Below are 12657 nucleotides of genomic sequence, written 5' to 3'. Positions count from 1 at the left end.
CCATGACAAGGCGCGCGATCATAGTCGTCGCCGCGTCCATGATGCTGGCGTCAGCCGCATGCGCGGCTGACAGCCAGATCTGGGGCGGAATGATCATTACAAACATCCCGGAGTACGGCAAAGATCAATCGAGGAATCTTGGGCCCCTGTTCACCTATCTGCAGGGGAACTTTTTCCGGTCAATCTTCCTGGGGATACTCCTCGGTATTCCCGCGGTCTTTCTTTGCCATTACCTGGTGTTCGGACCCAAAGTTTTTTCCCATGACGGGGAACGGATCTATGTGTTCACCTTGTTTAACAGGATCATCCATCTGCTGGCGGCCGTCTCTTTTGTGATTCTGGTGCCGACCGGGTTCATGATCGTCTTCGGCGCCTACCTGGGCGGCGGGGCTTTGGTCACCTACGCCCGGCACTTGCACGGGATCGCCACGATTGTGTTTGCCGTTTCGGTGGTGCCCATGTTTGTCTTTTGGTTCGTGGAAATGTTGCCGGCCATGGACGATATCAAATGGTTTTTCATGCTTGGCGGGTATTTGAGCAGGAAGAAGCAAGAGGTGCCGGCCGGTAAATTCAATGGCGGTCAGAAAGTGTGGTTCTGGCTGGCTACCATCGGCGGGCTGGTCATGATCGTCACCGGTGGTGCCATGTATCTCCAGGATTTCGGCCTGGGAATTGCCGGCGGTCTCGGTATGTCACAAATAGACCTGCTCAGGCTCGCGGCAATTGTTCACAACCTGCTTGCTTTTGCGGTTGTGGCCTTTTTCTTCACCCATGTGTATATGTCGCTGTTCGCCATCAAGGGATCGATCAACAGTATCATCACCGGATACAAGGAGGAAGATGAGGTAAAACATTTACATAGTTCGTATTACCGGAAACTGAAACAAGTACGTAAAGCCTGATTTTCCAGTCTCGCTCCGCTTCCCCTTTGGCGGTGCAGGGCCTCCCTTTCTTCACAAGAGGGGCAGAGTTCCAACCTCGCTCTGCCCCTCTCTTTTCGTGCAGAAGGGGACTTTCTCTGGCGGAGATGCTCGCGTAGAATCACCTCTTCGGCACCCGGACCATCGATGCTGCAGCGCAGCAGTAGTGAACCGTCAAGCAGGTAACGGCTGATCGGGGCCTAGCGGGTAGTTGACGATCGCTTCGACTTCGTTAGTACGGCTCTCCAGCCGGTTGCCGACCAATGGAAAGCGAGTTGTCCCGAAAACCCGGAACAACTCGTTCTGTGCCGGTATCGGTATGGTTCCTAGTGCATGGAATGCAGGCCGATCATATTGCCGTCCGGGTCAATGACCAAGGCGATGAAGCCATGCTCGCCGATGGAGAATTTCTCCTTGAAGACCTGTCCGCCGGCTTTCTCGGCCCGGGCTGCCTCGATAGCACAATCCTCGCAGGCGAAATAGACCATGGTGCTGTTGCCGCCGGAGGGGCAGCCGTCCATCTTCACCAGGGATCCCATGGCCCCGACGCTGTTGTCGATCATCGGGAAGGTCAACATTTCCATGCCCTCGCCGGGCAAGGGTGTCAGCTGCACTGCCAGCACCTGCTCGTAGAATGTTTTCGCTCGTGTCATGTCCTGTACATAGATTTCAAACCAGATCACCGGATTGGTTTTCATCGCGTGCTCCTTTGCGTTGATGTGGATGGGGCGAGCGACTCCCGATGGGCCGCCGCGGTTTGGCATCGTACACCTGCCGATGCCCTTTCATCCTATGCTAACCATGGTCGGTGACAGCGTTATGTCAAGTTTCGTAGAGATTTTTCGTGTCGAGGAGGATTTTTTGCACCCGTTTACGCCACGCACGCGGGGCGATGATTTCGACATCGGCGCCAAAGCCGAGGATAAAGGAAAAAAGCCACGGATCATCGGGAAGTTCGAGGTGGGCAATGATATGATGGTTGTCCTCACACTCTAGTTCGGCACCGGGGAGGTACTCTTCCACCTTGGCCCGGACACTTTGTGAGAAGCGCAGGACGACCGGCAGGGTCGGGCCGCAGTCAAAGCGGAGAAAGCGCTTGATGTCGCCGAGATCGCGGCGCACGAAGCTTTCGCCGCGAAGGCACGGAGCGGAGATGCGGGAGAGACGGAAAAGGCGGAAATCGCGGCGTAGACGGCAATAGGCGATGACATACCACGCATAGCCTTTAAAGACCAGACTATGGGGTTCCACCGTGCGTCGGCTGACCTGGCCGGACGAGTCGGTATAGGAAAAGTCGAGCAGCAATGCGCCATCCACCGCTTGCTGCAACGTCTGTATCGTCTGCTCCGGCGTTACCGACGGTCCCCAGGGGGTGATGTCGATGATCAGGGGGCGGTGTACGGGCACGTTTGCCGGTTCGTCGCCCTTTGGCAAAAGGCTGTCGAGGGTCTCGATGATCCGCTGCAGGTCTCTGTTGGCCAAGGCCTGGTTGACGCCGCGCAGGGTGGCGAGCATCGCCTCGAGATCGCGTGCGGTGAGGAGTTGTCGGCTGAGTTTATAGCCGTCGGGGATGGCCAGGCCGCCTGCCTGCCCCTGACTGGAGATGACCGGGATGCCGGCGCCGTTCAGCGTGGCGATGTCGCGATAGATGGTGCGGATGGAGACCTCGAAATGCTCCGCTAATTCCTTAGCGGTGACCTTGCGGCGATTGAGCAGGAGGACGATGATTGCCAGCAGACGTTCAATTTTCACGTGGGCACCGTTTGTTGTCGAGGGAATAACAGGGGCCTTGGCCGGTTGCGCCATCAACCCTTGGTATAGCCGACAACTCCAGTCATTTCATCTATCATTTCGTTGCCTTCGTATTCGACTCCGGGACATCGTGAACAGATTTCAGGACAGAGCCAAGGCCGTGCCGAGCGTCGCGAGCATCATACCCGAAGCCTTTTCCAGCAGGTAAACACGGCGTCCGAGAAAGGACTTGACTCCGGTTCGTGTCATGAGAATGACGATGAAACTGTCCCAGATAAAAACTATCGAAGTCATCCATAGCGCGTACAGACATCGTGTCGCCAACCCTGTTTCAGGGGAGACCATGGCTGTAAACAGCGAGAGGTAGAAGATCATGTTTTTCGGATTGAGAATCCCGGAGAGAAAGCCAACCCCCACCTGATACCCGAAATGCGGCCGTTGTAACGGATGATCGCCGGTATGGCTGGATAACGGTTGACGCGGTGCCCTGAGCAACAGTATCCCGATGTAGATCAGGTAACAGGATCCACTGTACCGTAGAATCGTCATCAGCCAGTTAATCTCTTTTACCACCTCAAGGCCAAGTACCGCGAGCAGCAGATAAACACTGTTGGCAGTGGCAATGCCGCAACAGATCGCGATGCCGTATCTCTTCGGCATGCGGAGCGAGGCTTGAAGGATCAGAAAGAAATCCGGACCGGGGCTCAGCAGCGCCAGAAAATGAGCGGTGGCGATGAGTATAAATTCCATATCAATCTCCTTTTTCAGGAGAAGATAGGACGTTTTAAGAGGTTTTTATTGCATGAAATTGACGCGGTACTCGTGAGGAGTTGCAGCTGTCATGGCCTTGAAGTGTCGGTGAAAGTGACTCTGGTCGAAAAAACCGCATACCAGTGCGGTATCGGTAATATCTCTTCCTTCGCGGAGGTGTTTTTTGGCCAGATCAATGCGGCAGTTCATGCGGTAGGCATGCGGGGTAATGCCGGTTTGTGCTTTAAATTTCCGAAGAAGAGTATATGGGTTGGCGTTGAGCGATTGAGCCAGGGAGTTGAGAGTGAGGTCTTTGTGGAGATCTTCTTTTAAGAGGTGCTTGAGAGTATCGATATCGGCGGATATCTGCTCCTGCTCCTGTTGGGGACGACATCCGTTGATAAAAATGTGGCAGACCATATCGACGAGCAGTTGTTCCTTTTCCTGCTGGTGTACGTCAGCTGCAAGCAATCGTTCCATGACCAGGCAATACTGGTTGTAAAGCGAAAGGTCGTCAAGCCTGATAGTGGCAAACGGGACAAAACTCTCAATCTTCCAGAGCGAGCGCTGCACGGTCAGACACCAGTCGATATCGAGATGCATCATGAAGTAGCTGCGCTCTGCGGTGTGCACGGCGTTACAGCAATGGAGCGTTTCCGGGTTGATCAGCGCCAATGCGCCGGGACCGAGGGTGATAGTACGGTTTTCTATCGAATAGTGGACCTGCCCTTGATCGACTGCCCCGATACTGACCGAGTTATGCATATGTACCTTGAACAGCGATCGACTGTTTTGTGAATAGCGGCATTCGACAAACGGCAGGCGTGGATCTTTGAGGAACTTTTGATGCATAGCCAGGCATCCTCATTCGTTCAGATGGCGTCAGTTTTAGTGGTTCTAGGGCAGCCGGTGAACATATCAGTCGAAATGAGTCGTCTCCTTAAAAGAGCACCTCTTCGGCTCCCGGCCCGTCGATGCCGCGACGCAGCAGCAGGGTCCCGTCGAGGAGGTAGAGATTGATCAGGGCCTGACGGTAGTTGACGATGGCTTCGACTTCGTTGATGCGGCTTTCCAGCAGGTCGCGCTGGACGCGGGCCACGTCGAGCGCGGTGGCGGTGCCGACGCGAAAACGAACGGTCTCGGCTCGTTGGACCTCTTCCTGCAGAATGCGGCGAGCTGCGCTCGCATCGATCTGCTGCAGGCTGCGCTCCACTTCCAGCAGGGCGGTGCGCACCTCCAGCGAGATCAGCTGCTGCAGGTTGTCGATACTGTGCAGCGCCTGCCGGTAGCCGGCCCGGGCCCGCCGATCGAGGGCCTTGGCGGCGCGGTTTCCGACCGGCAGCTCAAAGGCCAGGCCCGCCGATACATTGTAGCCGGGACCGTCGAGATCCGTGAAACTTTCGCCAAAGCTGCGAGCGTAACCGGTCTTGCCCAGGGTGATAAACAGATCCAGGCGCGGCAGCAGGCCGTTGGCGGTTTGCACCGTTTCCAGCTCTCCGCGGCGCGCCTGCAGTCGTGCTTCGTTGAGATCCGGCCGCAGTCTGGTGGCCAGACGTTCGTGTTCTTCGGCGCTGCCCAGGCGCACCTCCGGGATGACGGCCTTCTCACTGAGCCTGATATCCTGGTCCCATCCCCTGGCCGACGGCGGATTGATCAGGCGAAGCAGGGACAGTCTTGCCTGTTCCCGGTCGTTGCGTGCATCGATCAATTGCTGCCGACGCAGGGCCAGCTCGGCGTTGGCGACGACTTCTTCGGTCTCTGCGATCTGGCCGACCTCGATTCGGGTATGGATATCGTCGCGCTGGCGCTGGGCGAGGGCAAACGACTCTTCGAAGATTTCCACCTGGCGCGTCGCCAGCGCGTAATCCCAGTAAGCGTTTTCGACACGGGCCACCAGGTTCTCGGTAAACCCGCGGAGCTCGTACGCTGAGGCGAGCGCGGCGGCCTGGGCCCGGTGGATGCCGGCCAGGTTGGCGGCGAGGTTGCCGCCACGGAGCAGGGCCTGGGTCAGGTTGAGTCCGGCCCGCGCTTCGTCGTTGGCGCGGATGTCGTCACGTGTGCCGCCTTGTTGGGCAATCTCCAGCGATAGCTCGGTGCCGGTCGGCAGTTGTTGGCTGATGCCGCCGACGATGGTCCGTTCGTCGCCGTCAAGCGAGAAGAGGCGACCCTCGACTTCGTTGAAAGATCGCTGCCGATACGTTTCAAGCGTGGCTTCGGCGAACAGAGTCGGGTCGAAGACGCCACGTTCAGTGTCGACGAAGGTGCCGGCAATCAGAGGGTTGAACTGTTCGACGACCAGGGCGCGGTTATTTTCCAGTGCCGAAACGACCGCCTGTTCGACGCTCAGTTCCAGGGGAGTATCTACCGTCATCGATTCCAAGGAAGACGGTTTTTCGGTCATCCGATAGTAATATTCGGCAACCTCGGGCGACGTGCCGGTCGGCACGGGGACGGGAGCGACATCGGGGCCCGGAGGCCGGGGTTGCTCGGGCGTCGAAAGGTCGACGGGCCGGGTTGTCGGGCTGTTTAGGGTAACGCCCAAACAACCGTTCATAACCAGTGCCAGGAGCGAAGCGGTAATGGCGCCGAAAAATCGTCTCATCATGACCCCCCGCCGGCAAGGATGGCGCGGCGCTGTTCTTTTCTCCGGTTGAAGAGCAGGAAGACCACCGGAATGAAGATCAGAGTGATCAAAGAGGCGCTCAGTAGACCACCAAGCACGGTCCGAGCGAGCGGTGCCTGCATATCGCTGCCTTCGCCGATACCCAGCGCGAGCGGCAGCAGGGAAAGCACAGTGGTCAACGACGTCATCAAGACCGGACGCAGCCGGTCCCGGCCGGCCGCGCGTACTGCCGCCAGCAGATCCAGGCCTTCGTCGCGAAACAGGGTGTTGGCTCTGTCGACGATCAGGATGGCGTTGTTGACGACGATGCCGACGAGCATGATGCAGCCGATAAAACTCTGCACGTTGAAGGTGGTGCCGGTCAGCAATAGCACGAGAATAACGCCGATCAGCGGCAGCGGCACCGAGAACATGACGATGGCCGGAGGCAGCAGAGACTCGTAGAGTGAAGCCATGACCATATAGACGAGAAGCGTCGCCAGGATAATACCGATCAGCATCTCCCGAAACGATTCGGCCTGTTGTTCGACGTCGCCGGCCATGAGGATCTCGTAGCCGCGCGGCCGGGGGACGTCGCTCAACTGTTGTTGCACGTCGGCAGCTACTTCGCCCAAGGGGCGGTTGGCGACATTGGCCAGAACGGCGACGAGGCGCTGCTGGTTTTTTCGCTCGATCTCGACCGGTCCCAGGCTTGACCGGGGAGTCAGCAGGTTTCGCAGAGAAACGGCTTGACCATCGTTATTGCTGACGGTCAGCGTCAGCAGTTCCTCAATGCTGAGCAGTTTGGCATTCTTGACCTGTACCAGAATGTCCACATCTTCGCCGCTGCCGTCCCGGAACTGGCCGGCCCTGGTGCCCGACAGGGCGGTCTCCAGGGTGCGGGCGATCTGGGCCACGCTCAGTCCCAAATCGGCGGCACGGTCGCGATCGATTTCCAGCAGGGTCTGCGGTACGCCTTCCTCGCGGCCGCGCCGAGTGTCGGTGATGCCCGGAATATCCTTGATCCGGTCTTCCACCGTCTCGGCCAGCCGATCCAGAGTGGACAGGTCGTAACCGCGGATTTCCACCTCCAGATTGTCTTCGCCGCCGCCCATGAGCCGTGACAGCAGGAACATGCCTTGTCCGGCTCTGACCCGCACCTCGGCGCCGGGCACGACGCCGATCTGCCGACGCAGGTCGGCGGCAACCTGGCTGCTGGACCGTTCACGTTCCAGCAGCGGCACCAGTGACAGGCGAACATTGCCGCCTGCCGCGTCGCCACGACCGGAGGACGAGCCCATGGTGACCACGGCGGCCCGCATTTCCGGGACAGCATCGATAACTACCTGCTCGACACCGCGCATCGTTTCATCCAGCACGTCGAGGCGCGTGCCTCCGGCCATCGATACATCCACCCGGACCTCGCCTTCGTCCGAGGCGGGCATGAACTCGGTGCCGATCAGTGGCAGCAGGGTCAGGCTCAGCCCAAAGACCAGGAAAACGACAAAGACGGTGGTTCGGGGAGCCTGCAGGGCCGCGTCGAGCAGCGTCGCGTATCGTCTGTTGAGGCGGTCGTGCAGGCGACCGACCCGATCGGCCGCACGCTTGACCAGACCGTGTTTTTCACGGCGGATGCCAAGAAACAGCCTGGTCAGCATCGGCACCAGAGTCAGCGCCACGAACAGCGAGCAGAGCAGGGAGAAGGCCACCACATAGGTGAGCTGGCGGAAGAGCAGGCCGGAGATTTCCTGGGCAAAAAGCATCGGCACAAATATTGCGAGCGTCGTGCAGGTGCTGGCGACAATGGCGCCCGCCACTTCCCGGGCGCCGTTGATAGCCGCTTCCTTCGGACTTTCATGGAGTTCCTGGTGCCGGCGCAGGATGTTTTCCAGCACGACGATGGAGTTGTCGACCATCATGCCGACGCCCAGGGCCAGTCCTCCCAGGGTCATCAGGTTGAGAGTCAGGTTGCCGAAATACATCATCGCAAAGGTGCTGATGATAGCCACCGGGATAGCGGTGGTAACCACCAGTGTTGCACGGATATTGCGAAGAAAGGTGAGCAGCACGAAGACGGCCAGCAGGCCGCCGATGACAATGGTCCGGCCGACGTTGGCCAGCGAGCGCTGGATATAATCTGATGTGTCGATAACCGGGATTATCTGGATCTGGGGGAAATCCCGGTTGATCTGGTCGATCACCTTCTTGGCCTGCTGGGCCACTTCAACGGTATTGGTGCCCGATTGTTTGCGTACGGCCAGATACACGCCTGGCTTCCCGTTAACCCGGACGATTCTGGTGATCTCGGCGTGGGTGTCACTGACCGTGGCGACCTGTTTGAGGTAGATCGGGGTATCGTTGCGTCGGTCGACCACCAGGTCGAGCAACTGGCCGACACTGGTCAATTCTCCCGGCGTACGCAGGCGGATCTCGGTATTCCCCGACTCGATGGTACCGGCCGGCAGACTGATATTGGCATCACGGATGGCGTTGCGCACCGTGTCCAGCGACAGTTGCAGGGCGCGCAGACGGTCGAGATCGATCTCGATACGAATCTCCCGCTCCAACCCACCCCAGACATCGAGGGTGGCAACGCCAGGGACCTGTTCGAGGCGATAACTGATCTGGTCGTCGATCAGGCGACGCAACTCTATGGGATCAAGGTCGGAGGCCGCTCCGTAAATCAGGATCGGCGCACTGTTGGGGTCGAATTTGCGGAGCTGTGGACGGTCGATTTCTTCCGGCAGATCGTCGATGATCCGGTCCAGCCGGTCGCGCACGTCGTTGGTGGCGGCGTCGAGATTGGTCCCCCAGGTAAAGGAGACGCGGACCCTGCTGTTGCCTTCCGTGGATTCGGAGGTGACCTCCTCGATTCCCTGGATGGCCATCACGGCGCGCTCGATGACTTCGGTAACCAGGTTTTCTACCTCCTCCGGCGCGGCGTTGCCGTAAGAGGTGTTGATGCTCAGGGCCGGATAGGAAATCTCCGGCAGCAGGTCGATGGGCAGCCGGCTCAGTGATACGACACCGATCAGGATGATGATCAGGGTCACCATAATGGTGAAGATCGGTCGCAGCGTAGTAAAGGCGCTGATGTTCATGGCTCGATACCGTTAGTCGCGCGGCTGCGGCGGAAGTTCGTCCACATCGCCGGCGGTGGATACCGGGACTCCATCGCTGAGCAGGTGATGGCCCAGGGTGACCACCTGCTGACCTTCTGGCAGTCCGTCCACCTGTAGCCAGTTGCCGTCGGTAATGCCGGTGGTGACCGGTACAAACCGCGCGGTGTCGTTATCGACGACAAACGCGCCGGTGACCCCGAGCCGCTGAACAATGGCCGTGGACGGTGCGGCCAGGGTTTGTTCGGCTCGTCCCAGTTCGATCTGCACCCGGGCGAACATGCCGGCCTTGAGCAGGTGATCCGGGTTGGCGACGGTGATTTCCACTCGCGCCTGGCGGCTCGTCTCATCAAAGACCGGCGCCAGGCGGGCCACGGTTCCGGCAAAGCGGCGGTCGGCGAAGGAGTCGACGATGATAGTTGCCGGCTGACCGACATGAAGATAGGCGTAATCGCGTTCGGCGACATTGATCACGGCGGTCAGTACTGACAGATCGACCAGGGTTACCACGGGAGCATTGGCACCAATGGTGTCGCCTTCGTCGACATAACGACGAGCAACGAAGCGGCAGCTGCCGTCACCGTTTTGCCAGTCTGCCGTCAAGGTGGTGTAGGAGAGGCGGACCTCAGCGGCGCGCAGGGCGGCTTCCCGCTGTTTGACCTGGGCCTGGGCCAGGCTGACACCAGCCTGGCGAGCCAGCCGTTCGGTTTCTGCGGTTTCCAGTTCGGCAGCCGAGGCCACTTGTTGATCGCGGAGCTTGATGGCCCGTTGATATGCCCGCTCGGCGGCAACAAGGTTGCTGCGGGCCTGGGCCAGCGAGGCTTGGGCGACATCGATTTCGGCCCGCGCCTGGGCCAGTTGCTGTTCGTATTCTTCGCTGTCCAGCCGGGCGATCAACTCGCCCTTGTCGATGCAGTCGCCGAGGTTGACGGCGATTTCTCGGACCCGGCCGCTGATTTTGACGGCTGCGTCGTAGCGTTTCTCGGCGATCAGGGTGCCGCTGAAGACACGGTTCTCTTCTAGGTCACGGCGCTCGACCAGGGCGGTATTCACCCCAACAACAGCCTGTTCCCGCGAAGGACCCAGTCTGGTCGGGTCATCCTCGCCTTTGTACAGGTAGATCGCTCCCCAGCCCGCCAGTACGAGCGCCAGAAAGAGCAGCAATTTTTTGCCGGAAAAAGAGGATTTTTTTGCCATGGTTGTTATGTGCCAGAGACCCGCACGGGCCGAAAAAAATGTTAAGTCGGGATGTACCGGCCAGCAGCAGCCTATTGCTCGATTGCTCAGCAATCACCGGTCAGCGGATGCGAGTAATCACCGCTGACAATAGCACATTTCCTCCGCGCCCTCCATTACTTCGTATACCGTCCCGAAGAGCGGCCAAAATACTGCATTCGTTTAGAACGCTGCGAAGAAGCGGGGGACGGGATCGTTGGTGCTCGACGGCCATCAAAATAACCGGCCGGTACTCAGAGTTACCGTCTGCCGGGAGCCCCGGAACAGCCGTCTGCTAACATATAATCATTCCTAATTGACATCCACAGGGAGAAGGGGTAAGAAATGCCATTCATCATTACCCACAACGGGGCGTAGCGCAGCCTGGTTAGCGCGCCTGCCTTGGGAGCAGGAGGTCGCAGGTTCGAATCCTGCCGCCCCGACCAGTAACAGAAAAAGTGATTAACAGTCATATTGGGCTGTTAATCACTTTCCATTTGTTCGTCAGCAGGTAAATCTGGTTTAACACGCGTTTAACAAAACGGGGAGGGCGCTATTGTTAGGCTATTGGCTTTGCGGGATGAATCTGATTTGCATCCTGTAGCCTGCTGCCTTTGCATATTCCTCGATGGTTGAGAGTTTCGGGGAAATGGTCGAGTTGACATTTTCCAGCCTTGAAATATTGCTTTTTTTCGTCTGCAGGATCTCGGCAATTTGTTCTTGGGTGAGGCCCGCGTCTTTTCGGATCTTGATCAGCTGGCGTCTCAGTTCGTAGGCCGGAGCCAGGTTCCTGTATTCTTCAGCCACTTCCGGATCGGACAGAGCTTTCTTTTTGAAGTCTTTCAGTGTCGATCTCATTTTTTCTTCCTGAGCGCTTTCAGTCTGGTTTGAGCTGTTTTCAATTCTTTCTTCGGGGTCTTTTGCGATTTCTTGATGAAGGAATGCAGGATGATTATTTCCTGGCCTTTCACCGTGCAGAAGAAAGATCTGCCTATCCCTTCCTTGCCCTTGGCGCGGATTTCGAAGAGGCCGTCGCCGAGTGCTTTTGTATACGGCAGGCCCAGGGCCGGGCCGAATTCCTCGATCAATTCCGCTATGTGAAGAAAATTTGCCACTATCCCCGGAGGAAAGGACAACGTCTCTGTTTCGACTTTCTCATTATAAAACGTGACGTGCCATTTCATATCAAATGTTATCACAAATGATAACTATGTCAAGGTTGCTTTTGGTTTCGGGTGGCTGGCGATGGTGTTTTTGATCTGGTTGTTTCGTAGAGATTTTTTCTGGCTTTGCGGTCAGAAATACCAGATGACGCTGAAGAGCAGTTCGTGCGCGGTAAAATCAGCACGGGTCTTGCCGATGACGATGGCGTCGGAGATGATTGCATTGTCACTTCTTCTCGTGATGAGTATGGCATCCGCATCGGTTTCGATCATGCCGAGATCACTGTAGCGGTAGATACACTCAAAGCTGATTGTTTCAGTATAGTCGTAGGCGACGCCAGCTCCTACATTCCAACTGAATTCTGTGGTTGAGCCGCTCGGGGTCTGGGTCACGGTTGTCGGAAAGTGATAGTTCATGGATTCTATCCGATTATGCGAAAAACCAATGCCGCCGAGAAGAAGCGGATGAAGTTTCTGTTTGCTCAGCCCCATGACTGATGCGAGATCAAAAATTACATTCAACGATCCGGAGAAGCTGGCGGCGTTGCCGGTAACCCGTTGCTTGTAAGATGGATTTATCTGGCGGAAATTGCTGCTTCCCGAAAAAGAAAAATCAGGTCGATAGGCGAGCAGGATCTCCGCTCTGAGCCATTGGTATGCCTGATAGCCGCCTCCGAATTCGAGTAGTGCGGAGTTGCCGAAACCACCGTCTGCGCCGAGAGGACTCCCGTCATTCCCTGGACCGCAGCCAAAAAGGGCGGCGGGTGAACTCGATTCACAGTTTCTGTCTGCAAAGGTGGTATCTTTGGAAAATGATCCACCAAGGCCGATTTTTGTGTAAAACATTCCTGGCTGAGCAGCGTGTGCCGCTGTGGTTGCAAGAAGCAGGGTTGTGAAGCAGATGATGGCAGCAGCGCGGAGAAATGCTGATTGTAATGATCCCATGGGTTCCCTCTATGACTGGGGGGCTTGAATATTCGAAATTTCGTTCAATTTTCAAGGTTCCCGGCTGAATCTACGTGTTCGTCCTGATACGGGCATGATTGTGGTTCACGTATTGCGGCAGTGGATCATAAAAGAAACCCCATTACCAGGAAAATTGATGAGCCATGGAGCATAGTCTATGAGCGGGGGTG

Annotated in this window: 11 protein-coding genes and 1 tRNA gene; 2 read left to right on the top strand and 10 right to left on the bottom strand. The window is 57.4% G+C overall.

Features of this window, described 5'->3' with window-relative positions; genetic code table 11:
- Window positions 1-2: 2 nt before the first annotated feature.
- On the top strand, window positions 3-902 hold the full coding sequence (locus BUC26_RS02145; RefSeq protein ID WP_073373166.1) for a formate dehydrogenase subunit gamma: 900 nt from the start codon (window positions 3-5) through the stop codon (window positions 900-902).
- A gap of 344 nt (window positions 903-1246) precedes the next feature.
- Here BUC26_RS02145 and BUC26_RS02140 read toward each other — a convergent pair whose 3' ends face one another.
- The 7 genes from BUC26_RS02140 to BUC26_RS02110 all read right to left on the bottom strand — a co-directional run bounded on the left by BUC26_RS02140 (window position 1247) and on the right by BUC26_RS02110 (window position 10340).
- Window positions 1247-1618 carry a VOC family protein gene (locus tag BUC26_RS02140; protein ID WP_073373165.1) on the bottom strand — a complete coding sequence of 124 codons (372 nt, stop codon included), beginning with the start codon at window positions 1616-1618 and terminating at the stop codon, window positions 1247-1249.
- A 124-nt stretch (window positions 1619-1742) separates the two neighbouring features.
- The gene (locus BUC26_RS02135; protein ID WP_073373216.1) at window positions 1743-2672 is read right to left on the bottom strand and encodes a helix-turn-helix transcriptional regulator; all 930 of its coding nucleotides are present in this window, start codon (window positions 2670-2672) and stop codon (window positions 1743-1745) included.
- A gap of 141 nt (window positions 2673-2813) precedes the next feature.
- Complete coding sequence (locus BUC26_RS02130; protein WP_073373164.1) at window positions 2814-3422, bottom strand: LysE family translocator; 609 nt, start codon at window positions 3420-3422, stop codon at window positions 2814-2816.
- A gap of 45 nt (window positions 3423-3467) precedes the next feature.
- Window positions 3468-4274 (bottom strand): AraC family transcriptional regulator, encoded by an 807-nt coding sequence (locus BUC26_RS02125; RefSeq protein ID WP_073373163.1) that lies wholly within the window; start codon window positions 4272-4274, stop codon window positions 3468-3470.
- Between the two features lie 88 nt (window positions 4275-4362).
- Window positions 4363-6027 (bottom strand): TolC family protein, encoded by a 1665-nt coding sequence (locus BUC26_RS02120; protein WP_208609678.1) that lies wholly within the window; start codon window positions 6025-6027, stop codon window positions 4363-4365.
- The gene (locus tag BUC26_RS02115) at window positions 6024-9125 is read right to left on the bottom strand and encodes an efflux RND transporter permease subunit (protein ID WP_073373162.1); all 3102 of its coding nucleotides are present in this window, start codon (window positions 9123-9125) and stop codon (window positions 6024-6026) included. The genes BUC26_RS02120 and BUC26_RS02115 overlap by 4 nt, the downstream gene beginning before the upstream one ends.
- A 12-nt stretch (window positions 9126-9137) precedes the next feature.
- On the bottom strand, window positions 9138-10340 hold the full coding sequence (locus BUC26_RS02110) for an efflux RND transporter periplasmic adaptor subunit (RefSeq protein ID WP_073373161.1): 1203 nt from the start codon (window positions 10338-10340) through the stop codon (window positions 9138-9140).
- A gap of 386 nt (window positions 10341-10726) precedes the next feature.
- Here BUC26_RS02110 and BUC26_RS02105 point away from each other — a divergent pair.
- Window positions 10727-10804: transfer RNA gene (locus tag BUC26_RS02105), tRNA-Pro, on the top strand.
- Between the two features lie 118 nt (window positions 10805-10922).
- On the opposite strand, the gene BUC26_RS02100 is transcribed toward BUC26_RS02105, so the two are convergent.
- The 3 genes from BUC26_RS02100 to BUC26_RS02090 form a co-directional block, all read right to left on the bottom strand.
- Window positions 10923-11216 (bottom strand): helix-turn-helix domain-containing protein, encoded by a 294-nt coding sequence (locus BUC26_RS02100; protein ID WP_073373160.1) that lies wholly within the window; start codon window positions 11214-11216, stop codon window positions 10923-10925.
- The gene (locus BUC26_RS02095; protein WP_073373214.1) at window positions 11213-11542 is read right to left on the bottom strand and encodes a type II toxin-antitoxin system RelE/ParE family toxin; all 330 of its coding nucleotides are present in this window, start codon (window positions 11540-11542) and stop codon (window positions 11213-11215) included. The genes BUC26_RS02100 and BUC26_RS02095 overlap by 4 nt, the downstream gene beginning before the upstream one ends.
- Window positions 11543-11653: 111 nt before the next feature.
- Entirely contained in the window at window positions 11654-12466 is an 813-nt protein-coding gene (locus BUC26_RS02090; RefSeq protein WP_073373159.1) for an outer membrane protein, read from the bottom strand.
- Window positions 12467-12657: the final 191 nt, after the last annotated feature.

The organism is Desulfofustis glycolicus DSM 9705, assembly GCF_900130015.1.
GTDB lineage: Bacteria > Desulfobacterota > Desulfobulbia > Desulfobulbales > Desulfocapsaceae > Desulfofustis > Desulfofustis glycolicus.
Note: the sequence above shows the minus strand (reverse complement) of the source record. Positions and strands in the feature narration are given on the sequence as shown.